General features: G+C 63.7%; 28 protein-coding genes. 12 read left to right on the top strand and 16 right to left on the bottom strand.

Features of this window, described 5'->3' with window-relative positions; translation table 11 throughout:
* Nucleotides 1-191: 191 nt before the first annotated feature.
* Complete coding sequence (locus tag ATF69_RS11410; protein ID WP_146871015.1) at nucleotides 192-1,094, top strand: DMT family transporter; 903 nt, start codon at nucleotides 192-194, stop codon at nucleotides 1,092-1,094.
* A gap of 22 nt (nucleotides 1,095-1,116) precedes the next feature.
* Here ATF69_RS11410 and ATF69_RS11405 read toward each other — a convergent pair whose 3' ends face one another.
* The 5 genes from ATF69_RS11405 to lptF all read right to left on the bottom strand — a co-directional run bounded on the left by ATF69_RS11405 (nucleotide 1,117) and on the right by lptF (nucleotide 5,971).
* Entirely contained in the window at nucleotides 1,117-2,283 is a 1,167-nt protein-coding gene (locus ATF69_RS11405; RefSeq protein WP_146871014.1) for a pyridoxal phosphate-dependent aminotransferase, read from the bottom strand.
* A 67-nt stretch (nucleotides 2,284-2,350) separates the two neighbouring features.
* Nucleotides 2,351-3,292: a CysB family HTH-type transcriptional regulator gene (locus ATF69_RS11400; RefSeq protein WP_056062356.1), complete on the bottom strand. Its 942-nt coding sequence runs from the start codon at nucleotides 3,290-3,292 to the stop codon at nucleotides 2,351-2,353.
* Between the two features lie 72 nt (nucleotides 3,293-3,364).
* Entirely contained in the window at nucleotides 3,365-3,736 is a 372-nt protein-coding gene (locus ATF69_RS11395) for a sirohydrochlorin chelatase (protein WP_146871013.1), read from the bottom strand.
* Between the two features lie 22 nt (nucleotides 3,737-3,758).
* Nucleotides 3,759-4,868 carry an LPS export ABC transporter permease LptG gene (gene lptG, locus ATF69_RS11390; protein ID WP_146871012.1) on the bottom strand — a complete coding sequence of 370 codons (1,110 nt, stop codon included), beginning with the start codon at nucleotides 4,866-4,868 and terminating at the stop codon, nucleotides 3,759-3,761.
* Nucleotides 4,865-5,971: an LPS export ABC transporter permease LptF gene (lptF, locus tag ATF69_RS11385; RefSeq protein ID WP_146871011.1), complete on the bottom strand. Its 1,107-nt coding sequence runs from the start codon at nucleotides 5,969-5,971 to the stop codon at nucleotides 4,865-4,867. Before lptF ends, lptG begins: the two co-directional genes overlap by 4 nt.
* 23 nt (nucleotides 5,972-5,994) lie before the next feature.
* On the opposite strand from lptF, the gene ATF69_RS11380 reads away from it, so the two are divergent.
* From ATF69_RS11380 to ATF69_RS11365, 4 genes are all read left to right on the top strand, one after another.
* Nucleotides 5,995-7,551 (top strand): leucyl aminopeptidase, encoded by a 1,557-nt coding sequence (locus ATF69_RS11380; RefSeq protein ID WP_146871010.1) that lies wholly within the window; start codon nucleotides 5,995-5,997, stop codon nucleotides 7,549-7,551.
* 6 nt (nucleotides 7,552-7,557) lie between these two features.
* Entirely contained in the window at nucleotides 7,558-7,992 is a 435-nt protein-coding gene (locus ATF69_RS11375) for a DNA polymerase III subunit chi (RefSeq protein WP_146871009.1), read from the top strand.
* Nucleotides 7,993-8,384: 392 nt separating this feature from the next.
* On the top strand, nucleotides 8,385-8,585 hold the full coding sequence (locus ATF69_RS23275) for a hypothetical protein (protein WP_225581307.1): 201 nt from the start codon (nucleotides 8,385-8,387) through the stop codon (nucleotides 8,583-8,585).
* Between the two features lie 131 nt (nucleotides 8,586-8,716).
* Nucleotides 8,717-9,844 carry a branched-chain amino acid ABC transporter substrate-binding protein gene (locus ATF69_RS11365; RefSeq protein ID WP_056062370.1) on the top strand — a complete coding sequence of 376 codons (1,128 nt, stop codon included), beginning with the start codon at nucleotides 8,717-8,719 and terminating at the stop codon, nucleotides 9,842-9,844.
* A gap of 129 nt (nucleotides 9,845-9,973) precedes the next feature.
* Here the strand turns inward: ATF69_RS11365 and ATF69_RS11360 are convergent, their stop codons facing one another.
* A complete protein-coding gene (locus ATF69_RS11360; protein ID WP_056746014.1) occupies nucleotides 9,974-10,981 on the bottom strand; it encodes a D-2-hydroxyacid dehydrogenase family protein in 1,008 nt (335 codons plus the stop codon).
* Nucleotides 10,982-12,046: 1,065 nt separating this feature from the next.
* Complete coding sequence (gene lexA, locus ATF69_RS11350; RefSeq protein ID WP_056062380.1) at nucleotides 12,047-12,721, bottom strand: transcriptional repressor LexA; 675 nt, start codon at nucleotides 12,719-12,721, stop codon at nucleotides 12,047-12,049.
* Nucleotides 12,722-12,804: 83 nt separating this feature from the next.
* On the opposite strand from lexA, the gene ATF69_RS11345 reads away from it, so the two are divergent.
* The 3 genes from ATF69_RS11345 to ATF69_RS11335 are packed head-to-tail and all read left to right on the top strand — an operon-like array spanning nucleotide 12,805 to nucleotide 14,703.
* Nucleotides 12,805-13,764 carry an asparaginase gene (locus ATF69_RS11345; protein WP_146871007.1) on the top strand — a complete coding sequence of 320 codons (960 nt, stop codon included), beginning with the start codon at nucleotides 12,805-12,807 and terminating at the stop codon, nucleotides 13,762-13,764.
* A gap of 19 nt (nucleotides 13,765-13,783) precedes the next feature.
* The gene (locus tag ATF69_RS11340; protein ID WP_146871006.1) at nucleotides 13,784-14,203 is read left to right on the top strand and encodes a hypothetical protein; all 420 of its coding nucleotides are present in this window, start codon (nucleotides 13,784-13,786) and stop codon (nucleotides 14,201-14,203) included.
* 29 nt (nucleotides 14,204-14,232) lie between these two features.
* On the top strand, nucleotides 14,233-14,703 hold the full coding sequence (locus ATF69_RS11335; RefSeq protein ID WP_146871005.1) for a DUF6152 family protein: 471 nt from the start codon (nucleotides 14,233-14,235) through the stop codon (nucleotides 14,701-14,703).
* Nucleotides 14,704-14,855: 152 nt separating this feature from the next.
* Here the strand turns inward: ATF69_RS11335 and adk are convergent, their stop codons facing one another.
* From adk to ATF69_RS11305, 6 genes are all read right to left on the bottom strand, one after another.
* On the bottom strand, nucleotides 14,856-15,512 hold the full coding sequence (gene adk / locus ATF69_RS11330; protein ID WP_056062394.1) for an adenylate kinase: 657 nt from the start codon (nucleotides 15,510-15,512) through the stop codon (nucleotides 14,856-14,858).
* A gap of 257 nt (nucleotides 15,513-15,769) precedes the next feature.
* Nucleotides 15,770-16,600, bottom strand: coding sequence for a 3-deoxy-manno-octulosonate cytidylyltransferase (kdsB, locus tag ATF69_RS11325; protein WP_146871004.1), 831 nt, complete (start codon nucleotides 16,598-16,600; stop codon nucleotides 15,770-15,772).
* The gene (locus ATF69_RS11320; RefSeq protein WP_056062396.1) at nucleotides 16,597-16,779 is read right to left on the bottom strand and encodes a Trm112 family protein; all 183 of its coding nucleotides are present in this window, start codon (nucleotides 16,777-16,779) and stop codon (nucleotides 16,597-16,599) included. Before ATF69_RS11320 ends, kdsB begins: the two co-directional genes overlap by 4 nt.
* A gap of 28 nt (nucleotides 16,780-16,807) precedes the next feature.
* On the bottom strand, nucleotides 16,808-17,908 hold the full coding sequence (gene lpxK / locus ATF69_RS11315) for a tetraacyldisaccharide 4'-kinase (protein WP_146871003.1): 1,101 nt from the start codon (nucleotides 17,906-17,908) through the stop codon (nucleotides 16,808-16,810).
* Between the two features lie 5 nt (nucleotides 17,909-17,913).
* A complete protein-coding gene (locus ATF69_RS11310; RefSeq protein ID WP_056062402.1) occupies nucleotides 17,914-18,348 on the bottom strand; it encodes an ExbD/TolR family protein in 435 nt (144 codons plus the stop codon).
* 5 nt (nucleotides 18,349-18,353) lie between these two features.
* Nucleotides 18,354-19,001, bottom strand: a complete 648-nt coding sequence (locus tag ATF69_RS11305; protein WP_056062406.1) for a MotA/TolQ/ExbB proton channel family protein — start codon at nucleotides 18,999-19,001, stop codon at nucleotides 18,354-18,356.
* A 352-nt stretch (nucleotides 19,002-19,353) separates the two neighbouring features.
* Here ATF69_RS11305 and xseA point away from each other — a divergent pair, with 352 nt between their 5' ends.
* Nucleotides 19,354-20,679 (top strand): exodeoxyribonuclease VII large subunit, encoded by a 1,326-nt coding sequence (gene xseA / locus ATF69_RS11300; RefSeq protein WP_146871002.1) that lies wholly within the window; start codon nucleotides 19,354-19,356, stop codon nucleotides 20,677-20,679.
* A 209-nt stretch (nucleotides 20,680-20,888) separates the two neighbouring features.
* Nucleotides 20,889-21,470 carry a superoxide dismutase gene (locus ATF69_RS11295; protein ID WP_056062412.1) on the top strand — a complete coding sequence of 194 codons (582 nt, stop codon included), beginning with the start codon at nucleotides 20,889-20,891 and terminating at the stop codon, nucleotides 21,468-21,470.
* Nucleotides 21,471-21,637: 167 nt separating this feature from the next.
* On the opposite strand, the gene ATF69_RS11290 is transcribed toward ATF69_RS11295, so the two are convergent.
* Both ATF69_RS11290 and ATF69_RS11285 read right to left on the bottom strand, forming a co-directional pair.
* A complete protein-coding gene (locus tag ATF69_RS11290) occupies nucleotides 21,638-22,177 on the bottom strand; it encodes a DUF192 domain-containing protein (protein WP_121943011.1) in 540 nt (179 codons plus the stop codon).
* 192 nt (nucleotides 22,178-22,369) lie between these two features.
* Nucleotides 22,370-22,573, bottom strand: a complete 204-nt coding sequence (locus ATF69_RS11285; protein ID WP_056644838.1) for a hypothetical protein — start codon at nucleotides 22,571-22,573, stop codon at nucleotides 22,370-22,372.
* A gap of 225 nt (nucleotides 22,574-22,798) precedes the next feature.
* On the opposite strand from ATF69_RS11285, the gene icd reads away from it, so the two are divergent.
* A complete protein-coding gene (gene icd / locus ATF69_RS11280; RefSeq protein WP_146871001.1) occupies nucleotides 22,799-24,058 on the top strand; it encodes an NADP-dependent isocitrate dehydrogenase in 1,260 nt (419 codons plus the stop codon).
* A 92-nt stretch (nucleotides 24,059-24,150) separates the two neighbouring features.
* Here icd and ATF69_RS11275 read toward each other — a convergent pair whose 3' ends face one another.
* Nucleotides 24,151-25,062, bottom strand: coding sequence for a LysR family transcriptional regulator (locus ATF69_RS11275; protein WP_146871000.1), 912 nt, complete (start codon nucleotides 25,060-25,062; stop codon nucleotides 24,151-24,153).
* Between the two features lie 106 nt (nucleotides 25,063-25,168).
* On the opposite strand from ATF69_RS11275, the gene gstA reads away from it, so the two are divergent.
* The gene (gene gstA / locus ATF69_RS11270) at nucleotides 25,169-25,789 is read left to right on the top strand and encodes a glutathione transferase GstA (RefSeq protein WP_235511613.1); all 621 of its coding nucleotides are present in this window, start codon (nucleotides 25,169-25,171) and stop codon (nucleotides 25,787-25,789) included.
* Nucleotides 25,790-25,794: the final 5 nt, after the last annotated feature.

Genomic DNA, 25,794 nt, shown 5'->3' with positions numbered 1-25,794 from the left:
AAAGTTTTGCCTGTAGCGCGGGTTTGCCGGTTCTCGCACTGGTTTCGGGCGTCAGCACGCTCGGCAGGTGTGGCGCACCTTGAGGTCTGTCCGTTCTCCCAATGGTTCATAAGAGAACGCTCGCATCGGCCTGAAGCAAAGGCGTGTGCAAGGTGCGATCATCCCCACCCTGCATCACGCTTCTGTTCTCCATGACCCAGGCCACACCGCTCCGTCCCAGCGCTTCCAGTCCGCTCGATTCCCTCGTCCCTCTGCTGTTTGTGGCGCTCTGGAGCACCGGCTTTATTGGCGCCAAGCTGGGGCTGCCCTATGTGGAGCCACTGACCTTTCTGGCGCTGCGGTTTGCCATTGTCATCGTGCTCATGCTCGCGGTGGTCGCCGTGGCGCATGCGCCGTGGCCGCCGTCGGGCAGGGCCTGGCTGCACATCGGGGTGTCGGGCCTGCTGGTGCATGGGGTGTACCTGGGCGGGGTGTTCATGGCCATCGGGCGCGGGCTGCCGTCGGGCATTACAGCGCTGGTGGTGGGGTTGCAGCCGCTGCTGACAGCCCTGGTGGCCGGGGCTTTGCTGGGCGAGAAGGTGCGGCCTGCCCAGTGGGCGGGCCTGGCCCTGGGCTTCACCGGCGTGGCGCTGGTGGTGGCCGGCAAGGTGGCTACCGTGCCGGCGGGTGCTTTGCTGGGCATGCTGCTGCCGGCGGTGGTCGCGCTGCTGGGCATCACGGCGGGCACGTTGTACCAGAAGCGGTTTTGCCCCTCGTTCGATTTGCGCACGGGCTCGGTCATTCAGTACCTGCCCTGTGCGGTGGCCATGGCCGCCGTCGCCTACGCCACCGAATCCATGGCCATATCGTGGACCGGCGAGTTTGTGTTTGCGCTGGGCTGGCTGGTGCTGGTGCTCTCACTGGGGGCCGTGAGCCTGTTGAACCTGCTCATCCGCCGGGGCGGCGCGGTCAATGTGGCCAGCCTGTTCTACCTGACCCCGCCCACCACAGCGCTGATCGCCTGGGCGATGTTTGGCGAGACGCTCAGCGGCTGGGCGCTGGCGGGGATGGCGCTGGCGGCTGCGGGTGTGTGGTTGGCAAGGCAGACAAAGTAAGAGCCCTGGAGGGCCCTGCGGATCAGAGCTTGCGCAGCCGCTCCAGCGCGGCGCGCAGCGTCTCGTCCTTCTTGGCGAAGCAGAACCGCACCACACGCTGGTCAAACCCGTCGCCATAAAACGCCGACAACGGAATCGCCGCCACGCCCACCTCGCGGGTGAGCCACTGGCAGAAATCGGCCTCGTTCAAATCGCTGATCGCCGAAATGTCCACGCACTGGAAGTAGCTGCCGGTGCTGGGCAGCAGCTTGAAGCGCGAGCCTGCCAGCCCTTCTCGGAACAGGTCGCGTTTGGCCTGGTAGAACGCGGGCAGCTGCAGGTAGGGCGTGGGGTCTTGCAGGTAGGCGGCCAGGCCGTGCTGCACGGGGGTGTTGACGGTGAACACATTGAACTGGTGCACCTTGCGAAACTCGGCCGTCAGTGCGGCAGGGGCGGCCACGGTGCCGACCTTCCAGCCGGTGACATGGAAGGTCTTGCCAAAGCTCGACACGATGAATGCACGCGCGGCCAGGCCGGGAAAGCGCGCGGCGCTCTGGTGCTCGACACCGTCGAACACCATGTGTTCGTACACCTCGTCGCTGATGAGCAGGATGTCGGTGGGGGCGAGCAGGTCTTCCAGCTGGCGCATTTCCTCGGCCGTCCAGATGGTGGCGCTGGGGTTGTGCGGGCTGTTGATGAGGATGGCGCGAGTGCGGGGCGTGATGGCCGCGCTGATCTTGGCAAAGTCGGGGCGGAAGGTGCCGGGTGTGAGCGGCACGCGCACAGCCTTGCCGCCGGCCAGCTCGATGTTCGGCACATAGCTGTCGTAGCACGGGTCGAGCACGATCACCTCGTCGTCCGCGTGCACGATGGCCAGGATGGCAGTGATGATGGCCTGCGTGGCGCCTGCCGTGATGGTGATTTCGGTGTTGGGGTTGTAGGCGCGCCCGTGCAGCGCCTCGATCTTGCGGGCCACGGCTTCGCGCAGGGCGGGCACACCGGTCATTGGCGGGTACTGGTTGTGGCCGGCTTGCATGGCGGCGGTGACGGCGTTCACCAACTCGGGCGCGCATTCAAAGTCAGGAAAGCCCTGGCCCAGGTTCACCGCCTTGTGTTCGGTGGCCAGCGCCGACATCACGGTGAAGATGGTGGTGCCGACGTTGGGCAGCTTGCTGGGGAAGGCGGGTGTGCGGGCGGTGGTGGAGGTCATGGCGCAGCAGCTTGGAAAACGGGGGAATTCTGGAAGGGTTCAGGGTGCTTCACGGGCTGAACGGAGGTCACAGCTCGTAGTCGTTGACATGGCCCGTCATCGCACGGGCAATCAGCTCGCGGCTCAGGCGGTCGCTGAGCAGCTCGGCAAACTTGTAGACAAAGTTGCGCAGGTAGGCGCCGCGCTTGAAGGCCACGCGGGCCACGCTCTGGCCGAACAGGTGGCCCACGGGGCGCACGGCCAGGTCGCCCACCGGGTCGTCGCGCATGGCCATCTCGGCCACGATGCCGATGCCCAGGCCCAGGCGCACATAGGTCTTGATCACGTCAGAGTCGATGGCTTCGAGCACGATGCGGGGCGTGAGCTTGCGTGCTGCGAAGGCGTGGTCGATCTTGCCGCGCCCGGTGAATGAGGGGTGGTAGGTGATCAGCGCTTCGTGCGCGAGGTCGTCCAGACCGATGCGTTCCTTTTGCGCCAGAGGGTGGTCGTTGGGCACCACCAGCACGTGCTGCCATTCGTAGCAGGGCAGGGTGACGAGTTCGGGGTAATCGGCCAGGGATTCGGTGGCCATGCCGATCTCGGCCACCTCGTCGATGATCATGCGGGCCACTTCGTGCGGTGTGGCCTGGTGCAGGCTCACGTTGACCTTGGGGTAGGCCTCGCGCAGGCGGGCCACAGGCACCGGCAGCACGTAGCGCGCCTGGGTGTGGGTGGTGGCGATGCTGAGGGTGCCGCTGTCTTGCGCGCTGAACTGTTCGCCAATGCGCTTCAGGTTACCCACCTCGCGCATGATGACTTCGATGCTTTTGAGCACATGCTGGCCGGGCTCGGTGATGCGCTTGAGGCGTTTGCCGTGCCGGGCGAAGATGTCCACGCCCAGTTCTTCTTCCAGCTCGATGATGGCTTTGGAGACGCCTGGCTGCGAGGTATGCAGCGCCTTGGCGGCCTCGGTCAGGTTGAGGTTGCGGCGCGCAGCCTCTTGAACGAAGCGGAATTGGTGCAGATTCATATCGAATATCGCCTAAAGGATTGCATCATTATGCTGCAATCGTCTAAGCGAATGAGCCGCACCCCAGAAATTTCAGAGCGGCGGGCTTTCGCAGGCGATCTCTGCCATCAAGGCCGTCATGCGTGGATCCTCCCCGATGGCGGCCTGGACGTGGAATTGCACGGCGGGGTGGGCGGTGCGCAGCTCCTGCACCAGCAGGGGCAAATCCTCCCGGGCATGCTTGCCTGTGCCCAGAAACATCGGAACCACCGTGACGGCGGTGGCCCCGTCGGCCACCAATTGCCGGACGGCGTCCGGCAGGGCGGGTTCACACAGTTCCAGATAGGCGCAGATAACTCGGCGGTCCGGACTTTGGGACGCAATGCGCGTTGCGACTGCCTCCATAGGGGCTCGCCACAGGGGGTCTCGGGACCCGTGGGCAAACAGGACGATGGCGTGGGTCATGGGGCGGGGCGAGGTCAGGGTGTCAGCGTCTCAGCACCAGCCAGCCAAAGGCCGCCAGCGAGAGCAGGGAGTAGATCAGGCCTGGCGCCGCCGCTGTCAGCCATGGCGACCAGTTTTGCAGGTTGCCCGCATAGCCAAAGACGTTGTTGAGCAGGAAGAAGCTGATGCCCGCCATCACGCCGCCGAACACGTAGCCCGCGATGCCGCCCGAGCGGAAATGCAGGTACGCAAAAGGCAGCGCCAGCACCACCATCACCAGGCAACTCAAGGGGTAGAACACCTTGCGCCAGAACTCGATCTCGTACTTCTGGGCGGACTGGCCGTTGGCGTTCAGGTGCCGAATGAACTGAAAGAGGTCCAGCGTGGCCATGCGATCGGGCTTGAGCAAAGAGGCTGCCACCATGTCGGCACTGATCTTGGTCGGCCACTGCAGGGAGGGGCTTTCCAGGTGCTCCACGCGGGCCTCGTTCTTGTCGCTTTGCTGTTCAAAGTGACTGCGCTGCACCTTCTCCAGGGTCCACGCTCCATCCGAGCCGAACTGCCCTGACGCGGCCCGTGTCTGCGACGCCAGGCGGCCCTTGTCGTCAAACTCGAAGATGCGCACGTCCAGCATGCCGCCATTGGGGGTGAGCGCGCGCACATTGACGGCAAAGGAGTGGTCTTGCTGCCGCTCCTTGAGCCATGCGCCCGTGGCGCCTGCTGTCAGCCGCCCTAGGTAGCGCACCTTGATGAGCTGGGCGGTGCGGTCCGTCAGGGGGGCCAGGTAGTCACCGACCGCAAAGGTCAGCAGCACGAAGACGCCACCCAGCGTGAGCAGCGTGCGCAGCGCCCGCCAGGGGCCCATGCCGCTGGTGCGCATGATGGTGAACTCCGAGCTTTGGGCCAGGCGGGCCATCACAAAGATGGTGCCGATCAGCACGGTGATGGGCAGCAGTTCATACAGATGGCTGGGAATGCTGAGCACCACAAACAGCAGCGCGTGCGATAGCTGGTAGCCATCCTCCCCCGCACGGCCCACCCAGCGGAGCTCATCCACCAGGTCAAAAAAGAAGAACAGGGCCAGAAAGCCCACAGTGACGAAGGTGACGGCGCCCAGCGCCTCACGGTGGATCAGGCGGCGGATGGTTTTCATGCGGACTGCCCTCCGGTGCGCAGGGACTGCCATAGCCGGCCCATCGTCCAGTGGTTGTGTCGGACAGCAAGCACCAGCAGTGAGGCCGTCAGCATGCCGCCGTGCAGCAGCAGCATGAAACTGGTCAGGCCCAGCCGGTCCGCGCCCACCCAGCTCTGGCCCAGGGTCATGAGGTTGTAGTAAACGATGAAGGCAAACAGCGCAAACACCATGCTCGTGCTGCGCGCTGCGCGTGGGTTGACGCTGGCCACAGCCAGACCCAGCAGCACAAAGTTGAGCGCGGCCAGTGCCAGGCCCAGCCGCCAGCCCAGCTCGGCGCGGTAGGCCGGCAGCGGCCGCATCACGAGGTCGTAGGTCGTGCGTGTCTTCACCGCCAGTTCTTCCGCCGCACCGGGTGCTGCACTACCGACGCGGGTGCCGTACAGGCTGAACTCGCTGATCTTCACGCCGGGCTTGTCCCGCGAGGTCTCCAGGCGCTGACCGTCGCTCAGCAGGGCCATGCGTTCACCGCCCTGGGTCTCCAGCCGAGCGCTGCGGGCGGAAGTGACGGATTCGCGTTTGCCGTCATTGGCGGCAATGAAGACGTTGTTGGCGGCCTGCGTGTCGGGGGTGTCCTTGTCGATGAAGAACACCCGGCTACCGTTGGACGACTCCTGGAACTCGCCCGGTGCAATGCGGTCGATGTCGCTGCGCTGCTCGTAGCGGGTCTTGAGCTCCTGGATCTGTGAGTTGGCCCAGGGCCACACCAGCAGCGACAGTACGGCAATCACCACCATCACCGGCCACGCAAAGCGCAGCAGGGGTCGCACCAGACTGATGAGGCCGCGCCCGCTGGCAAACCAGATCACCATTTCGCTGTCACGGTACATGCGCGATAGCGTGCCGACCACCGCAATGAACAGACTGAGGCTGAGAATGGTGGGCAATTGCCCCAAGACGGTGAAGCCCATGACGAGCATCACGTCGGACGGGCTGACACTGCCCTTGGAGGCCTGGCCCAGCGTGCGGATGAGCATCATGGTCATGACCACGGTCACCAGCACCACAAGGGTCGCGCCGAAGCTGCGCGCCAGCTCCTTGCGGATGGATGAATCGAATAACATTGGCTGGAAGGAAAACACCAATTATGAACTTTGATCTCAAGACCCTTGAACTTGCTGCGGCAGCGTCGGAGAAATGCGACCTGCTGATTGTCCTGCTTCCCGAGGGCTTCAAGCCGGGCAAGGACGCGCTGTCTGCCCTGGCGGCCTTGGCACTCAAGAACGGAGATCTGACTACCAAGGCGGGCAAACACCTGCAGCTGTATCAGGTGCCTGCCGTTGCCGCCCGCCGTGTGGTGCTGGTGGGGTTGGGTGATGGATCGGCGCGCGCAACGCGCCAGGCGCTTCAGGCACTGGGTGGTGCCATCAAGGCGCCCCAGACCAAGCGCATGGTGCTGTGTTTTGCCGGCGCAGCCCCGGCGGCGTCTGTCAGCGCTGCCGTGCAGGCGGTGGCAGACGTGAGCTATGTCTACACCACCACCAAGACCAAGGTGGAGGCACGCAGCCTGAGCCGCTGTGTGGTGGGTGTGCCCGATGCCACCGGTGCGCGTGACGGGTTTGACAGCGGGGTCGCCCTGGTCGCTGGTGTGGAGTTTGCGAGGGAGTGGGGCAATCGCCCAGCCAACCATGCCACCCCCAGCCTGCTGGCGGATGCGGCCAAAACCCTGGCCAAGCTGCCACGCATCCAGTGCAAGGTCCATGGCCCGGCAGAGGTGGCGCGTCTGGGCATGGGCGCCTTCATGGCTGTGGCAAAGGGCTCTGAAGAGCCCCTGCGTTTCATCGAGCTGCGCTACAACGGCGCTGCCAAGGACCAGGCGCCCATCGTGCTGGTGGGCAAGGGCATCACCTTTGACACCGGCGGCATCTCGATCAAGCCCGCGCCCGAGATGGACGAGATGAAATTCGACATGTGCGGCGCTGCCAGCGTGCTGGGAACCTTCCGCGCGCTGGGCGAACTGCAGCCTGCCATCAATGTGGTGGGCCTGATCCCCGCCTGCGAAAACATGCCGGACGGGCGCGCCGTCAAGCCGGGCGATGTGGTCACCAGCATGAGCGGCCAGACCATCGAGATTTTGAACACCGATGCGGAGGGGCGCCTGGTGTTGTGTGATGCGTTGACCTATGCAGCGCGATTCAAGCCTGCTGCCGTGGTAGACATTGCGACGCTGACCGGCGCCTGCGTGATCGCCTTGGGAGGCGTACGCAGTGGTTTGTTTGCCAATAACGACGGTCTGGCGGAGTCCTTGCAGGCAGCTGGTGAGGCCGCGCAAGACCTCTGCTGGCGCATGCCGCTGGACGATGACTACGCAGACGGCCTCAAGACCAACTTTGCCGATATGGGCAACGTGGCGGGGCGTGCGGGTGGCTCCATTACCGCTGCCAAGTTCTTGCAGAAGTTCGTCGGCGACATGCCCTGGGCTCACCTGGACATTGCGGGCACTGCTTGGAAGGGAGGCGCGGCCAAGGGTTCCACAGGACGCCCGGTCGGCCTGCTGGTGCACTATGTGCTGGAGCAGTCCAGGTCGCGGGTCCGACAAGCCAAGGCACCCAAGTCCGTGTCACGCTCCGTGACCAGGACGGCCGCTGCTGGAGCTTTGGGCAAGCCAGCCGCCAAGCGGTCCTCCAGCCCCAAGGCTGCGTGACACGTCATGACCGAGGTAGCCTTTCACTTCAACGCACCCGACAAGCTGGCCTATGCATGCCGGTTTGCGCGCAAGGTGCAGCGCAGCGGGGCTCGTTTGGTCATTGCCGCGCCTGCGGATGCGCTTCAGGCGCTGGACCGCATGCTCTGGTTGTTGGCCCCCCAGGACTTTGTGGCCCATTGCCACGCCGATTCCGACGAGGAGCTGGTTCAGGCCTCTCCGGTGTTGCTGGCGCAGGATGCACGCCTGGCACCGCATCACGAAGTGCTGTTGAACCTGAATGCGGAAGTCCCGGAAGGTTTTGGCCGGTTTGACCGCCTGGTCGAAGTGGTGAGCGCCCAGGACGAAGTCGACCGTGCCCAGGCACGTGCGCGCTGGCGCCACTACGCGTCCCGGGGCTACGCCATTACCCGCCATGATCTGGTGTTGAAAGCGGGCTGATGGCGCTCCCACCCAAAACCCCTCCGCGGTTTGTACCCACGCTCACCGAAGTGGTGCAGGTGCCTGGCGTGGCGCCCCTCGCGCCGGGGGCTTCAAATCCGGCGGTCCGCACCACCGTCCTGTCGCCGTCGCAGTCTGTGGCGTTGGCCAGGCCTGCATTGCCCACTGCGCGACCGGCTAGTGCGGCGCAGGTCGCTGTGCCCCCTGCCACAGAGCGTCCTGTGGCCTCCCCGGTGGCTGCGCCAACCCCTGTGGCTGCTCCCCAGGCTTCACGTTCTCCGGTATCGCATGTCCAACCTCGCCCGGCGGTTCATGCTGCCACCCCTGCTGGCCCAAAGCCAGGGGCTGCGCCCGTTGCGGCCCGCGCCTTGCCAGATGGGATGGAGGAGTACATGGTGCACCGCGTCATGCAGCGCGTGGATGTAGTGCTGGACCAGCGCTTGCGCGAAGCAATCGCCACAGTGGTGCAGGAGCAGACGCGGTCAGTGCTTCCGCGTCTGCGCGAAGAGATCGAATCGGTGGTGCGGCATGCGGTGTACGAGGCGGTGGCGGACGAGCTGGCGAGTGGTGCGCCCCCTGTGTCCAAGGGATGACAGGGTATTCCCCTGTGGTTTCTCTTGCGTTTAATCGTGTTCCCTAATGATCTGGCCCGTAAATTGCGATATGTTCGCCTGCGTTGAGACACAAGAAGATTCTCAGCGTTTATCTTTACTGGAGATTTGATATGCAATTGAAGTTGAAACTGACCGTGGTTGCTGCTATCGCGGCTGTTGCTGGTGTGGCCTCTGCACAAGAGCAGGTGGTCAAGATCGGCCACGTGGCTCCGGTTTCCGGCGCCCAAGCCCACTACGGCAAGGACAACGAAAATGGCGCCCGCATGGCCATTGAAGAGCTGAACGCTCAAGGCGTCACCATCGGCGGCAAGAAGATCAAGTTCGAGCTGCAGGCTGAAGATGACGCTGCCGATCCAAAGCAGGGCACTGCTGCCGCACAAAAGCTGTGCGACTCCAAGGTCGCTGGCGTTGTCGGCCACCTCAACTCCGGTACCACGATCCCCGCCTCCAAGGTGTACAACGATTGCGGCATCCCCATGGTGACGGGCGCTGCGACCAACCCCAACCTGACCAAGCCTGGCTACAAGACCACGTTCCGTATCATCGCCAACGACAACGCCCTGGGCGCTGGTCTGGCCTTCTACGCTGTGGACACCCTGAAGCTCAAGACCGTTGCCATCATCGATGACCGTACTGCTTACGGCCAAGGTGTTGCCGACGTGTTCAAGAAGACCGCTACGGCCAAGGGCATGAAGGTGGTGGACGAGCAGTTCACGACCGACAAGGCCACGGACTTCATGGCCATCCTGACCGCCATCAAGGCCAAGAACCCTGATGCCGTGTTCTACGGTGGTATGGACCCTCAAGCCGGCCCCATGCTGCGCCAGATGGAACAGCTGGGCATGGCCAACGTCAAGTACTTCGGTGGTGACGGCGTCTGCACGTCCGAAATCGCCAAGCTGGCTGCCGGTGCCAAGACCCTGGCTAACGTGATCTGCGCGGAAGGCGGCTCCTCGCTGGCCAAGATGCCTGGCGGTACGGCCTGGAAGGCCAAGTACGACGCCAAGTACCCCAACCAGTTCCAGGTGTACAGCCCCTACACCTACGACGCCACGTTCCTGCTGGTGGACGCTATGAAGCGCGCCAACTCCGTGGACCCCAAGGTGTATGTGAACGAACTCGCCAAGTCCAACTTCAAGGGCGTGACCTCCACCATCGCCTTTGAACCCAACGGCGAAATGAAGAACCCAGCGATCACGCTGTACGTCTACAAGGACGGCAAGAAGACACCTCTGTAATTGGAGTGTTGCTTTCTGCTGCGGGGCATTTCGGTGCCCTGCAGCAATCGTAAAAAAAGGCTTCCCTCGTGAAGCCTTTTTAATTGCGCGGTGTAGTCAGCGTTGCCAACGCCGCAACGGTTTGATCTGTTAGCGCCTGACTTGTAGCGAGCCAGGATTCACGATGTTGGTAGGCGTGCCTTTGATGAAATTCACCACATTGTCGAAAGCTGCACCAAAGTAGAGCTCGTAGCTGTCCTGCTCCACGTACCCGATGTGTGGCGTGCAGATGCAGTTTTCCAGGCGGAGCAGGGCGTGGCCTTGCAGGATGGGTTCGCTCTCAAACACGTCCACGGCCGCCAGGCCCGGGCGACCCCGGTTGAGTGCTGCGATGAGCGCGTCGGGTTCAATCAATTCTGCACGTGACGTGTTGACCAGCAGCGAGGTGGGCTTCATGCACGAGAGGTCTTCAAGCGAGATGATGCCGCGCGTTTCGTCGTTCAGGCGCAGGTGCAACGAGATCACATCGCACTGCGAAAAAAACTCTTCGCGCGTGGCGGCGGCCTGGTATCCATCCGTCAGCGCCTGCGCGCGTGAGGCTTCACGCCCCCAGACGCGCACGTTCATGCCAAACGCCCGTCCATAGCCGGCCACCAGTTGTCCGATGCGACCATAACCCCAGATACCCAGTGTTTTACCCCGCAGTACGCTGCCGACTCCGAAGTTGGGGGGCATGGACGCGGTCTTGAGACCGGACTGCTGCCAAGCGCCATGCTTGAGGTTGGAGATGTACTGGGGCAGGCGGCGCATGGAGGCCATCACCAGGGCCCAGGTCAGCTCGGCGGGAGCCACAGGGGAGCCGACCCCTTCTGCCACCGCGATCCCCCGCTCGGTACATGCCGCTACATCAATGTGGCTCCCAATCTTGCCAGTTTGGGCGATGAGCTTGAGCCGCGGGAGCTTTTCAACCAGTTGGCGTGTGATCTGGGTCCGTTCGCGGATCAGCACAATGATGTCGGCGTCTTTGAGTCGCACCGAAAGCTGCCCCAGCCCTTTGACCGTGTTGGTGTACACCTTGGCGGTGTATGCGTCGAGCCGAGAGGCGCAATGCAGCTTGCGCACTGCATCCTGGTAATCGTCGAGGATCACAATATTCATGCCGACATTGTGCCTTGACGGGCGCAGGGGAATGCCACAGTGGCCGTGCTGGGCATACCAAAGCCTGCGGTTTTTGGTGACTGAGTGCTGCATGAGCCCCGTGGACGTACTTCTTGTCCTGCGCGTGCACGGAAGTCCGGACTCAGAGAGTGCCATGCACCACGACTGCTGCAGCTCGGTGCAGAGTTTTGGTCCTGCCGGTGCCCCGGTGTTAGACGTTTCCGGATCAAGCACTGCCTGACATTGCCGCAGCCTTGGTGCGCGGGGCGTAGAAGAGGGCTTGGCGCTCGTGCCGCCTGCTGCGCTCTGCGAATCAGGCCCGGAGCGCCTCGGATGCTGCCAGGCGGTCCAGCTCTGCGCACACATCGGCCATGCGGCCAGCAATTACCAGGCGGCAGGTGCCTGTGTCAGAGGCCCGGCGCAGCACCCGGGTGGATTGTGGTGGGCAGTGGTCTGCACCCACTGACGCCAAAAAGGCCTGTCGTTTGCTGCCGGCCATGTGTGTTGGCAGGAAGGAGCGGTGGGCGGCAGCGGATCTGGTCGGGCTTTCTGGCGTTCGAACTGGAGGTTTGGCGGTAAAGGGCCAATTTCCGCGCAATGGACGTTGTGCCAGTGGCTCTGTGGAGTTGCTGGGGACCAGGGCTTGGGCGTCGTCGCTGCGGGAGGCCGATGCTGGGGCGTTGCCTGGCCTGGCACGTCTCATGCCGACTGGCTGTGCCAGCAGGTCCAGTCGGTCTTTGGGTGCACTGGCTGGGTTGGCAAGCAGCTTTTTAAGACTGCGAAGAGGGTTCTGCACAGCAGACAGGGTGAACAAAGCAATTCCCATGTGAAAACTCCGAAAGTCGGGGGGTGAACATAGGCAGGATTGCAAAGTGGTCGAACACCAGTGCAGACAGACGCAGTGCGAGTTGATCCCTCGACCGTGCGGACAGCTGCTCCGCCGATCCATCAAGCAATGCCTGAGAGGCCTTGGCATTCAACGGGACCTGCACCGCAGGGCTGGTGAATCGGTTGTATCCGTTCACCAAACGCCCGCCACCCACGGTGCGGCCCCTGGGGCACACGCTACATCAGCATGGTGTTGCGGATAAGTCCCACTGCCAGCCCTTCGATTTCGAAAGGCTCGCCGGGCTGCACCACGATCACGGGATAGTCGGGGTTTTCGGGCAGCAACTCGATGGCAGTGGCCGTGCGGCGAAGTCGCTTGACGGTGACATCATCGCCCAGGCGGGCCACGATGATCTGACCATTGCGAGCCTCACGGGTGGACTGCACGGCGAGCAAGTCACCGTCCATGATGCCGGCGTCGCGCATGGACATGCCCCGCACCTTGAGCAAGTAGTCGGGCTTGTGTTGGAAGAGGCTGTTTTCCACACTGTAGGTCTGGTCCACATGTTCCTGCGCGAGAATGGGCGACCCCGCAGCCACCCGACCTACCAGGGGCAAGACCAGCTGCGACAGACCCGGGATGGGCAGACTGAATTGGTTGCCACGGGCTGCGTTGATGGAGCGCACTGTGTCTCCGCGCAAGCGGATGCCGCGCGAGGTGCCGCTGACCAGTTCGATCACCCCTTTGCGGGCCAGGGCCTGCAGGTGCTCTTCTGCCGCGTTGGCTGACTTGAAACCCAGCTCGGCCGCGATTTCTGCGCGGGTGGGAGGCGCGCCGGTGCGTGCGATGGCGGTCTGGATGAGATCCAGAATCTGCTGCTGGCGGGCGGTGAGTTTGGGGTTGTCGAGCATGGTGATTTCCGGTGCAGGCGGTTACAGTGGCGAACAACTGTTTTTTAATCCAGTAACTGTATTTTTCACCAGTTTTTCGGAGTATGCAAGTGAGTGGGCAAAAAATTGTGGTTTTGGGCACCGGTGGCACGATCGCGGGCACCTCTGCACAGGCGGGGGACAACATCGGCTACACCGCTGCCCAGGTGGGGGTGGAGCAACTTCTGACGGCCGTGCCAGGCTTGCAGGCCCTGGCAGGGGGCGCCTTGGCTGCAGAACAGGTGGCGCAGATCGACAGCAAGGACATGGATTGCGAGGTGTGGCGCACGCTGGCACTGCGGTGCGCGCACCATTTGAGCGACCCGGAGGTGAGAGGTGTGGTCATCACCCATGGCACGGACACCCTGGAAGAGACCGCGTGGTTTTTGCACGAGGTGCTGGATGCGCGCAAGCCCGTGGTGCTGACCTGCGCCATGCGGCCCGCCACAGCCCTGACCCCCGATGGACCCCAGAATCTGCTGGACGCTGTGGCAACGGTATTGGCACCCGGTGCCACAGGTGTGCTGGCCGTTGCTGCGGGTGAAGTACATGGCGCTCGGCATGTGCAAAAAGTGCATCCCTACCGCGTCAATGCTTTCAGCTCGGGCGAGGCCGGTCCTTTGGGATGGGTGGAAGAGGGCGTGGTCCGCTGGGCATGCAATAGCCCGGTAGCGCATGTCAATCATGCCGATAGCGCTATGAAGAATATAGTGAACGCTGTGGCTTGGCCGTGGGTGGAAATCGTCATGAACCATGCGGGGGCATCGGGCAGGGCGGTAGATGCGCTGGTGCGAGAGGGCGTGCAGGGCCTGGTGGTGGCCTGCACCGGCAATGGCACGATCCACTACGATCTGGCGGCCGCTTTGGTGCGTGCGCAGGACGCCGGGGTGGGAGTGGTGCGCTCCACCCGCTGCGCGGAGGGGCAGGTGCTGCCCAAGCCGGGGGATGCGCTGCCCGCCTCGCAGGGCCTGTCGCCGGTCAAGGCGAGGGTTGCTCTGATGCTGGATTTGCTGCGGGCGGATTGATCGAAAAGGACTGCCAGCCGTGTTCACCGCACTCAAGACACACGCCTGGGCTTATCCCGCGCTCGAAGTCGTCCACATTGTGGGCATTGCGCTGTTGCTGGGCAATCTGGTGTTGCTGGAGTTGCGGGTGTTCGGACGTGGTGCGGCACTGCCGGTGAAAGACCTCGCGCGGCTGGGTCTCGCTGTGGCGCTGTGCGGCTTCGGATTGGCCGCAGCGTCGGGTCTGCTGATGTTTGCCACCCAGCCTGCGGAGCTGCTCAGCAACCGCGCCTTTACCTTGAAGATGCTGTTGTTAATGCTTGCGGGCTGTAATGCGGCGTGGTTCCATGCACGTGATTCCCTCACGCGCCTGGACGGGCTGGCCCGCCTTCAGATGCTCGCATCCACCATGGTCTGGCTGGCGGTGGTGGCTTGTGGCCGCTGGATTGCGTATCTTTGATATCGACCGCCTCTTCATCAGGAGTCTGTATGAGCCTGCAACGTCGCCATGTGCTGATCGCCGCCAGTGCCTTGCCTTTGGGGGGGCACGCCCACCATGGCTGGAGCAGTTTCGATGCAGACCGACCGCTGTATCTGGAGGGCACAGCGCGGAAAGTGCGCTGGCAAAACCCGCACGCAGAGCTGGAGCTGGAACTGCCCGCTGCGCTCCGGTTGCCAGCGGACCTTGCGCAACGCGCCATCCCCGCGCAGACAGCGCCCGTGGATGGCCGCGCGCTGCTGGCCAAAACGGTGCTCCCCACCCGCAAGGACCGCGTCTGGGAGATTGAGCTGGCGCCTTTGACCCGCATGCAGGCGTGGCAGGTGCCAGAGATCAAGCCAGGCACCGCCGTATCAGTCGTGGGTTTTGGCCTGCGGGACGAAAAGGGCGAGGCGGTACTGCGCGCCGAGTACCTGTTTGTGGACGGCAAAGCCTACGGCCTGCGGTCCAGTCCTGCCTGAGTCAACGCACACGCCCGCAGCAGGCGGCTGTCGCGGCTGCCGTGCTTCAAGGCGGCCCATGAAAAAAGCGACGCCCTGGTGCGGTGCGTCGCTTTGATGGGGCTTGACCGCCCAACGTGTGTCAGACGGTTTTTTGCTCCTGGTTCAATGTATCAGCTGGCCAGCGCCTGCAGCGCGCGTGCGGTGATCTCGTCCACACTGCCGGTGCCGCTGATGGCGCGGTACTTGGGCGCTACAGCGGGTTCATCCTTGGCCCAGTTGCTGTAGTAGTCCACCAGAGGGCGCGTCTGGTCGCTGTAGACCTGCAGGCGCTTCTTGACGGTTTCTTCCTTGTCGTCTTCGCGCTGGATCAGTTCTTCGCCGGTCACGTCGTCCTTGCCTTCCACCTTGGGGGGGTTGAACTTGACGTGGTAGGTGCGGCCGCTGGCGGGGTGCGAGCGGCGGCCGCTCATGCGTTCGATGATGGCGTCAAAGGGCACATCGATTTCGAGCACATAGTCCAGCTTGACGCCTGCGGCCTTCATGGCGTCGGCCTGGGGAATGGTGCGGGGGAAACCGTCGAACAGGAAGCCGTTGGCACAGTCTGCCTGCGTGATGCGCTCCTTGACGAGACCGATGATGATGTCGTCACTGACCAGGGCGCCCGAATCCATCACTGCCTTGGCCTGCAGGCCCAGGGGGGTGCCGGCCTTGACCGCTGCGCGCAGCATGTCGCCGGTGGAGATCTGGGGGATGCCGTACTTCTGGCAGATGAACGTGGCTTGCGTGCCCTTTCCGGCGCCAGGCGCGCCCAACAGAATCAGTCTCATGGATGTCCTCGAAGGTTAGAAATCGGGTGGCGCCGCTGGCGGGGACGTTCGAAGGGCGCCTGAAGCCGTTCTGTGCGCCCGGGATGCGGTGCTCTCGTTACAGTTGAGGATAGCATGTGACCACCTTGCGCTGACTTACATGGGTGACCGTTTCTAGGTCGGCGCCTCCACGTGCCCACCACGGCGCCCCGCTGTACGTCCCCAGTGCGTTGAAAGTGGGCCCGCAGTGCACACCGCACGGCGGCGCCAGAGAGCTTTCAGCGAAACAGCGCGCGTACCCGCTCCAGGTCCTCCGGCGTATCCACGCCAGGGCCGGGCGCTGCGTCTGCCAGGTGCACGGCGATGTGGTGGCCATGCCAGAGTGCGCGCAGCTGCTCCAGGGCCTCCACCGCCTCGGTCGGTGCTGGCGCCAGCTGCGGAAATTTCCGCAAGAACCCTGCGCGGTAGCTGTAGATGCCCACGTGCCGCAGCGGTGCAAAGCCTTGCAGTGCCTTGACGCCGGGCTGGGCGGCCTGTGCCGCGCCCTCCCACCAGGCCGTGCCCGCGTGGTCGCGGCCAAAAGGGATGGGTGAACGGCTGAAGTAATGGGCCAGACCCCGCGCGTCCAGCACCACCTTCACTACATTGGGGTTGGTGTAGTCGGCCAGGGACGCAATGGCATGGGCAGCGGTGCCCATGCTGGCTTCGGGGCGCTTTCCATCACGGTCTTGCAGCAGGCTTGCCACGGCATTGATGAGGCCGGGGTCTATCAGCGGCTCGTCACCCTGCACATTGACCACGATGTCGTCGCCGTCCAGCCCCAGCTGTAGGCAGGCCTCGGCCAGCCGGTCGCTGCCGCTGGCGTGGTCGGCGCGCGTCATGACGGCATCTACGCCATGTACTGCGCAGGCTTGCAGGATGCGGGCATCGTCGGCCGCCACCACGACGCGGGTTGCGGCGCTCTGCGCAGCACGCCGGGCCACGCGCACCACCATGGGCAGGCCCGCAATGTCGGCCAGAGGCTTGTCTGGCAAGCGGCTTGAAGCCATGCGTGCCGGGATCAGCACGGTGAAGGGGGTGTGGGCTACGGCGGGCACAGGTGCGCTCACTGCTCCAGTTCCTCGTCGGTCAGGGTGCGTGCTTCGTTTTCCAGCAGCACCGGAATTCCGTCGCGCACCGGGTAGGCCAGCCGCGCGCTGCGCGACACGAGTTCCTGCGCCTCGCGGTCATAGGTCAGGGGGCCTTTGGTGACGGGGCAGACCAGCAGTTCAAGCAGTTTGGGGTCCATGGAGGAGGAGCTTTCCGGGAGGGTTCGTTCAGGCAGGGGCAGATGATAGCGGCGGCCTTTGGGCTCCTGGGCCGGTCGCAACTCGATGGAGCCAGGCATCGAGGGCGGTAAAAAATTGCGGGTCCATCTGCGCGACCAGGGGAACAGCCAGTGCGTCAGGATGGCGGGTCCAGAGCTTTACGGCGTCTTTTTCAGTGCAAACAAGCTGCATGCGCTGGTCGGATATGCGCTGCCAGCTATCAAAATCATAGTGATCTGGCAGGGCCTCGGTGCGCTCCAGCGCCAGGCCCTGGGTGCGCAGCATGGCAAAAAACTCGCTGGGCCTGGCCACGGCTGCCACCGCATGCAGCGGTTGCCCCTGCAATTGGGCCAGTGGCACCTGCTGGCCGTTCGACCGCAGGGCATAGGGCGCCAGGCTACGCTGCAGCTCAAATGCAGGCGCGGTGGTCCCGTGCGGTGGCGCACTGCCTGCGTGCAGCACGATGTCCACGGCGCGGGGCCAGGGCTCCCGCAGCGGGCCGGCAGGCAGCAGAAATCCGTTGCCGATGGCCTGGTCATTGAAGATGCAGATCTCCAAGTCCCGCTGCAGCGCCAGGTGCTGCAAGCCGTCATCGCAAATGAGAACGTCGGTGTCAGGGTGCGCGGCCAGCAGCGCGCATGCGGCAGCGATGCGGCGCGGGGCCACAAACACAGGCACTGTGCCACCCGCTGCCACGCTGCGGGCAATCAGGGCGGGCTCGTCGCCCACCTCACTGGCTAGGCTGTCAGGCAGCACCGCACGGCAGTCGTGCGTGCTGCGGCCATAGCCGCGGGAAATCACGCCCACGCGCAGGCCGCGCGCCTGCAGGTGTTTGGCGAGTGCGATGACTACCGGGGTCTTGCCGGCGCCTCCGGCAATCACGTTGCCCACCACGATGACGGGGCGGCCCGGGTGTTCGGAGCGAAGCCAGCCCCTGCGATACAGCCAGCGGCGCAGCGCCACCAACGCGCCATACATCAGGGAAACGGGCCACAGTGCCCAAGCCGCAGGACCCCGGGACTGCCAGATGTTGTGAAGCCGTTGTTCGGCCGTGGGCGGAGAGACCTGCGGGGCCGAAGCCCGGGGCGGCTGCTGCCCGGAAGCGGCCATGCCCGTCAGCGGCTGGCCGCGCGTCCCGACGCGGACGACTGCGTGGCAAACGTGATCTGCGTGAGGCCCACGCGGCGCGCGGCTTCCATCACGGTGACAACGGACTGGTGTGGCGACATGGCGTCGGCGCTGATGATGACCACGCTGTCGCGGCCTGCGGTGGCGGCACTGCGCAGAGCCTGGGCGATGGCATCCACACTCTTGCCTTCCACGCCGGTCTTGTTGACGGCGTAGCGGCCGTCTGCGGCCACCGACACGATCACTTCCTTGGGATGGTCGCGCTGCTGCTCGGCATCGGCCACGGGCAGGGTGAGTTGCAGCTCCGTGAACTTGCTGTAGGTGGTGGTGAGCATCAGAAAGATGAGGATCACCAGCAGCACGTCGATGAACGGGATCAGGTTGATCTCGGGCTCATCCTTGGCGCGGGGACGAAAGTTCATGGCGCTTACTTGGCTTTGCGCAGGCGCAGGATGTGGCGAACGAATTGCTCCGACGCCAGCTCCAGCGTGAGCAGATACGCATCCACGCGGGCCCGGAAGTAGCGCCAGAAGATCAGCGAGGGGATCGCCACGATCAGGCCAAACGCGGTGTTATAGAGCGCGATGGAGATGCCATGCGCCAGCTGGGCCGGGTTGCCGCCACCCATGGCCTGGCCCACACCGCCGCCGCCAGCCTGCGAGCCAAAGATTTCGATCATGCCGATGACGGTGCCCAGCAGGCCCAGCAGCGGCGCGGCTGAAGCGATGGTGGCCAGGGCCGACAGGTACTTCTCCAGCCGGTGCGCGACCGCGCGGCCGGTGCCTTCCATGGCGGCGCGCAGGTCGGTTTCGCTGCACTGGGGGTTGCTGTTGAGGGTACGCAGGCCGCTGGCCAGCACTTCACCCAGGGCCGAGTTCTGGGCCAGCTGGTTCACCACATCGGGGGTGGGCAAGGCCTTGGACGACACCGTGATGGCTTCGTCGAGGAGTTTGGGGGGGGCCACGCGGGCCGTTTTCAGGGCCAGAAAACGTTCAAAAATCAGTGCCAGTCCCAGGACGGAACACGCGATCAGGGGCCAGATGGGCCAGCCTGCGGCTTGTATGATGGACAGCAAATCTCTCTCCGCGCAGATGAAAGCAATCGGCGATTATGGCCTAGCTTGCGGCGGCCACCGCGTCACAAACCGTTACGTTATCGCGCACGCCACCCATCACCGCGCTCACCCACAAAAACTGTGGATAACTTTGTGGGCAACCCATATCCACAGCCTCGCAAAGTGGCTTCGCGCCGTGCTTGCAACAGATTGATGAAAAATTGTGCAGTGAAAAATGTATATAAATCAACAGCTTGCACGTGCTCTCGTGTTTTGCAGCCGATTGGGGTGCCCAGTTTGATGGCAACTCCCGCTGGCTCGAAACTGTGGAGTACTCGCAGGGGGGGCGCTGCGCCAACGCGCGCCGTTTCTCATGTTTGACCGCTCAAGCCCAGCAGCGGCGCCCCGTATCTGGGAAGTTGGCGCGCTGTGCCGCGCCATTGCTGATGCCCTGGAGGCGCGCTTCAATCCTGTCGCGGTGCGCGGCGAGATTACGGGCTTCTCGCGCGCGTCCAGCGGTCATTGTTATTTTTCGATCAAGGATGCCAACGGGCAGTTGCGCTGCGCCATGTTCCGACGCGCAGCCACGTTGCTTGACTTTTCGCCGCGCGATGGCGAATTGGTGGAAGTGCGCGGGCGTCTCGGTGTGTATGAGGCACGTGGCGACCTGCAGTTCATCGTGGAAAGCATGCAGCGCGCGGGGCAGGGCGCGTTGTTCGAGCAGTTCCTGCGGCTCAAGGCGCAGCTTGACGCCGAAGGCCTGTTCGATACGGCGCGCAAGCGCCCGCTGCCGCTGCAGCCCCGCGGCATTGGCCTGATCACGTCAGCCGGCGCAGCCGCGCTGCACGATGTGGTCACGGCGTTGCGCCGGCGTGTGCCGCACATTCCGGTGGTGCTGGTGCCCGCGCAGGTCCAGGGTGTGGCCGCCCCGCCGTCGATCATTGCGGCGCTATCAAAACTGTATCTGCTCGCGCAAGCGGAGCAGGCGCCTGGGGCTGATTCGAACCGGCATCCGCCCATTGACGTGATTTTGCTGGTCCGTGGAGGCGGCTCCATCGAGGACTTGTGGGCCTTCAACGACGAGCAGCTGGCCCGCACCATCGTGCAAAGCCCGGTGCCGCTGGTCAGCGGGGTGGGGCACGAGACGGATTTCACCATCGCTGACTTTTGCGCCGATCTGCGCGCACCCACCCCCACCGCGGCGGCCGAGCTGGTGGCCCAGCCGCGCGAGGTCTGGCTGGGCGCGCTGGGGTTGCTGGCGGGCCGGCTGAGCGATGGTGTGCAGCGCCAGCTGGATACCCGCCACCAGCGGCTGGACCAGGCCGCAGCCCGCCTCGGCCGTCCTTCAGGGCTGGTGGCGCGCCAACAGCTGCAACTGGCGCGCCTTGCGCAGCGCATGCGCCATGGGGTGCTCCTGAAAATGCAGATCCTGGCGCAACGCCAGCAAACACTGGAAACCCAATTGCCCCAGGCTTTGCAACGCAGTGCTGCGCAGCACGCCGAGCGGCTGGACCGCGTTGCCTTGCGGCTGGAGCTGCTGGACCCACGCTTGGTACTGCAGCGCGGTTATGCGCTGCTGACCGACACCAGCGGCCAGGCGGTGACCAGCGTGCGCCAGGCCCAGCCGGGCGACGCGCTGCGGGCCACGCTGGCCGACGGCGCTGTGGATGTGACTGTGTCGCAGCCACGGTTGCTGTGAGCGGATTGCGGAGGGCGAGGGCTGCAGGGCTTTTTTGTAGGACAGCGGCGGTTTGTGGCGTTGTGGGTGGGGAACCGGGAGCCCACATGCTGCACAGGTCACCTGATGTTCCTACAATGCCCCCTTCGCGCTGTGTCCGACTGCATTGCTCAGGAAAGCCCGCGTTGCAGACGGCGTCCCAGAATTTCAAACCACGAGGAAACACCACCATGGAACACACCCTTCCCCCGCTGCCCTATGCCATCGACGCCCTGGCCCCGCACTACAGCCAGGAAACCCTGGAGTACCACCACGGCAAGCACCACAACGCCTACGTGGTGAACCTCAACAACCTGCAAAAGGGCACCGAGTTCGAATCCCTGACGCTGGAAGAGATCATCAAGAAGGCCAGCGGTGGCATCTACAACAACGCTGCGCAAATCTGGAACCACACCTTCTTCTGGAACTGCATGGCTCCCCAGGGTGGCGGTGAGCCATCCGGCGCGCTGGCCGCAGCCATCAACGCCAAGTGGGGCAGCTACGCCGCCTTCAAGGAAGCCTTTGTGAAGTCCGCCGTGGGCAACTTCGGTTCGGGCTGGACCTGGCTCGTGAAGAAGGCTGACGGCAGCGTGGACATCGTCAACACCGGCGCCGCTGGCACGCCCCTGACCACCGCCGACAAGGCCCTGCTGACGGTGGACGTGTGGGAACACGCGTATTACATCGACTACCGCAACATGCGTCCCAAGTTCGTCGAAACCTTCCTCGACAAGCTGGTGAACTGGAAGTTTGCTGAAGCCAACTTCGCCTGATCGACCCGCGCAGTCGCGGTGTGGCGCTCACACCGCGCAGGCAACAAAAAACGGCCCGAGGGCCGTTTTTTGTTGCACGGCAGAAAATTTGAAGTGTTTCCGACTGGATGCGCTAGTGAATTATGGTTCTGTTGCTATGGAATGTGTAGCATCAGAAGCCCTTGGCGTCACTGCCGGGCAAACGGAGTCCCACTGAGTTTGGCCCCGGCCTTGATGCCCTTCTTGGCAAACCAGCCCTGGTTCATCTCCAGCACGTAGCGCACGGGCTTGGCCGAACAGTGTGAATCCAGTGTCTGGGGCTTCATGTCCTCCAGGTTCACGATGGTGCCGTCATCGGCAACGAAGGCCGCCGTCAGGGGCAGCAAGGTGTTCTTCATCCAGAAGCATTGCTGGGAGGGCTGCTCAAACACAAAGAGCATGCCTTCGTGCGCGGGCATTTCCTTGCGGTGCATCAGGCCGGTCTGGCGCTCCTGGGGGGTGAGGGCGACCTGGGCGTCGATGCGGTGCATGCCGGCCGTCAGTTCCACGCGCCGCAGGTTCATCTGCGGGCCTTCCTGCGCCTGGGCGACCCCAGCGGGCGCGGCCAGTGCACATGCCGCCAGCCAAACCCCCCAGGCCCCGACGGCGCGGCGGGCACGGCTGGGAACACCGGTCGCCCCGCGCAGGGCGGCGAGCGGGAAGGCTGGGAGGGCGCGTGAGGCGGTCATGGGCGGGACTTTCTGGCAAAAAAAGACAACACAGGGTGCGGCAGCTGCGCCAGGGACGGACTGCAGCGCTCGCAAAAAGTTCAGGCGGTGCGCAGAGTATGCGAAGCACCAAAGAAAACGCCCGCAGGAGCGGGCGGTTTTTGAATCGGCGAAGGCCTGAGGGCCCCGTGGTGGGTATGTCAGGCCTTGCGATCAGGCGGCCTTGTGGGCGGTTTTCTTCTTGGCGACCTTTTTGGTGGTCTTTTTCTTGGCGACCTTCTTGGTGGCCGGTGCTGCTGCCTGGGCCGTCATGGGAGCGGCTGCGGGAGCGGTGGTGGCAGGGGCGGCTGCGGGTGCCTGTGCAAAAGCACCAGCAGTGAACAGACCGGCCACGAGGACAGCGAGGAGTTTTTTCATATATGCCGTTTCCAGTGTGAACGAAGGTTGAAGGGCCGGACGAATTCCGTACGGCTCCACTCGCAACGATAGCAGCGCGCGGCCCGTTGACAGGGTCTTGGACGAAATTTTTTGTCATTAGAATGGTTTGAAACCACACTGGCGCGCCTGCGGCGGTGCTTCTTTTCCTCGCTTTGCCCCTCATCGACCGAATCAGACTCGGCGCACATCGGAGACTCCCCACCCATGACCACCTACCAGCACATCGTGGTGCCTGCCGAAGGCCAGAAAATCACCGTCAACGCCGACATGTCCCTGAATGTGCCGGACGAGCCCATCATCCCCTTCATCGAAGGTGACGGCACGGGCCTCGACATCACGCCCGTCGTGATCAAGGTGGTGGATGCAGCCGTGGCCAAGGCCTACGGCGGCAAAAAGAAAATCCACTGGATGGAGGTGTACGCGGGCGAAAAGTCGACCAAGGTGTACGGTCCCGATGTGTGGCTACCCGATGAAACCCTGCAGGTGCTGCGCGAGTACGTGGTGTCCATCAAAGGCCCGCTGACCACGCCCGTGGGCGGCGGTATCCGCTCGTTGAACGTGGCGCTGCGCCAAGAGCTGGACCTGTACGTGTGCCTGCGCCCTGTGCAATATTTCAAGGGCGTGCCCTCGCCGCTGAAGGAGCCTGAAAAGACCAACATGGTCATCTTCCGCGAGAACTCGGAAGACATCTACGCCGGCATCGAGTTCGAGGCCGAGTCGGACAAGGCGAAAAAGCTCATCAAGTTCCTTCAGGACGAGATGGGGGTGAAGAAGATCCGCTTCCCCAACACGTCCGGTCTGGGCGTGAAGCCCGTGTCCATTGAGGGCACGGAGCGCCTGGTGCGCAAGGCCATCCAGTACGCCATCGACAACGACAAGCCCAGCGTGACCATCGTGCACAAGGGCAACATCATGAAGTACACCGAAGGGGGCTTTCGCGACTGGGCCTATGCCTTGGCACAGAAGGAATTCGGTGCCGAGCTCATCGACGGTGGGCCCTGGTGCCGCCTCAAGAACCCCAAGAACGGCAAGGAAATCACCATCAAGGACAGCATCGCCGATGCCTTCCTGCAACAGATCCTGCTGCGCCCTGCCGAGTATTCGGTCGTGGCCACGCTGAACCTGAATGGTGACTACATCTCCGACGCGCTGGCGGCACAGGTGGGCGGCATCGGCATTGCCCCTGGCGCCAACATGTCCGACTCGGTGGCCTGCTTTGAAGCCACCCACGGCACGGCGCCCAAGTACGCGGGCAAGGATTACGTCAACCCTGGCTCCGAGATCCTGTCGGCCGAGATGATGCTGCGCCACATGGGCTGGGCAGCGGCCGCCGACCTGATCATCAGCTCGCTGGAGAAGTCGATCGCATCCAAGAAGGTGACCTACGACTTTGCCCGCCTGATGGAAGGCGCCACGCAGGTCAGCTGCTCGGGGTTTGGGCAGGTCATGATTGACAACATGTAGTCGCATCCGCCTTGGCTTCGGGGCGGTTCAAAACGTCTCCATAAAAGAAGAACCCTGGTGCGTCATTCGGGCCAGGGTTTTTTGTTTGCGCCTCAGCGTCCCAGCGCGCGTACCAGATAGTCGATGAGCACCCGCACCCGCAGGGGCATGTGCCGGTTGCCTGGGTAGATCAGCGAGAACGGGCGTGACGCGCCCGCATGCCCCGCCAGCACTTCGACCAACTGGCCGTTGCGCAGATCCTCCTCCACCAGAAAACGGTACGTTTGTACCAGGCCTGCTCCTGCGCGGGCCAGCGTGACCTGACCCAGGATGTCATCAGCACAGCGCAACTTGCCCTGGGTCGGCCATTCCATGGTCTGGCCCTCGTGCACCAGCAACCAGGGAACGACCTGCCCGCTGCTCGGCAGCACTAACTGCACGCATTCATGTCGTTCCAGCTCGTCTGGTGTAGCGGGTGCGCGGTGGCGTTTTAGGTAGGCCGGGGCTGCGACAACGATCAAGGCCGCGTCCTCCAATTTGCGAGCCACCAGGCTCGAATCTGGCGGTGTTCGGCCGCGGATGGCGAGGTCAAAACCTTCCTCGGTGAAGTCTACGTTACGGTTGGACAACTGCAGTTCTATCTCTATGTCGGGGTACTTCTTGCTGAACGCGGGCAAGAGAGGCAGTACGCGATGGTGGCCGTACGAAGTGGGCAGGCTCATCCGCACAAGGCCTGCTGGCTTGAGTTGCTGGCCCGACGCCTCACGCTCTGCCTCGCTGAGTTGCGTCAGCGCCTGGCGGCATTGGTCGTAATAGCGCTGCCCAACCTCCGTCAGGCGCACTTGGCGCGTAGTGCGCATGAGAAGGCGCACGCCCAGACGCTCCTCCAGCCGTGCCACTGAACGGCTCACGGCAGCCGCCGTGAGTCCTGTGGCCTTGGCTGCCGCAGTGAACCCCTGGTGCTGCGCCGTCAGGCAGTACAACTCAATGCTGCCCAGGCGAAGGTTGTCGAATTGCCGGTTCATTGTTGATTCTTATGTAATTAGTGATTTGAAATGAATCTAGTTTATTGTCAATTTCATCGCAAATACAGTTGCTGCATCACCAACCACGGACGTAAGGAGTCCCCAGATGCAGAACTCGATCAAGCTTTACTACTCTCCCGGCGCATGCTCGCTGGCGACGCACATTCTTCTGCGCGAAACCGGCACGCCATTCACGCTGGAGAAGGTGGATACCCACAAACACACCACCAGCACTGGCGGCGACTTCTATGCCATCAGCCCCAAAGGCCAGGTGCCTGTGATCGAACTTGCTGATGGGACGCGGATCACCGAAGGGCCGATAGTTGCTCAATATGTGGCGGACCGGGCGGACGCACGCACCCTGATGCCCCCCGCAGGCAGTCTGGAGCGCTACCGGGTCATGGAGTGGCAGAACTACGTGACGGCGGAACTGCACAAGTCTTTCACCCCGCTGTTCCACAGCGATGTGGATGCCAATGCCAAGAAGGCGCTGGCTGCTGTGCTTTACAAGAAGCTGGTCTGGCTCGACGGACAACTGGCTGGCAAGAGCTACCTCACAGGCAGCGATTTCACTGCCGCTGATGCCTATCTGTTCGTGGTGCTCGGCTGGGCCAAGTTTGTGCAGATCGACCTGGGGGAACTGCAGCACATCGGCAGCTTCATGGCGCGTGTGGCAGCCCGCCCCGAGGTCCGTGCCGCGATGCAGACCGAAGGCCTCGTAGCCTGAGGAAT

Origin of the sequence: Acidovorax delafieldii, assembly GCF_007993815.1 — a bacterium.
In the GTDB taxonomy this organism is placed as follows: domain Bacteria; phylum Pseudomonadota; class Gammaproteobacteria; order Burkholderiales; family Burkholderiaceae_C; genus Acidovorax; species Acidovorax delafieldii.
The sequence above is the reverse complement of the archived record's forward strand: the minus strand, read 5'-3'. Positions and strand labels throughout refer to the sequence as shown.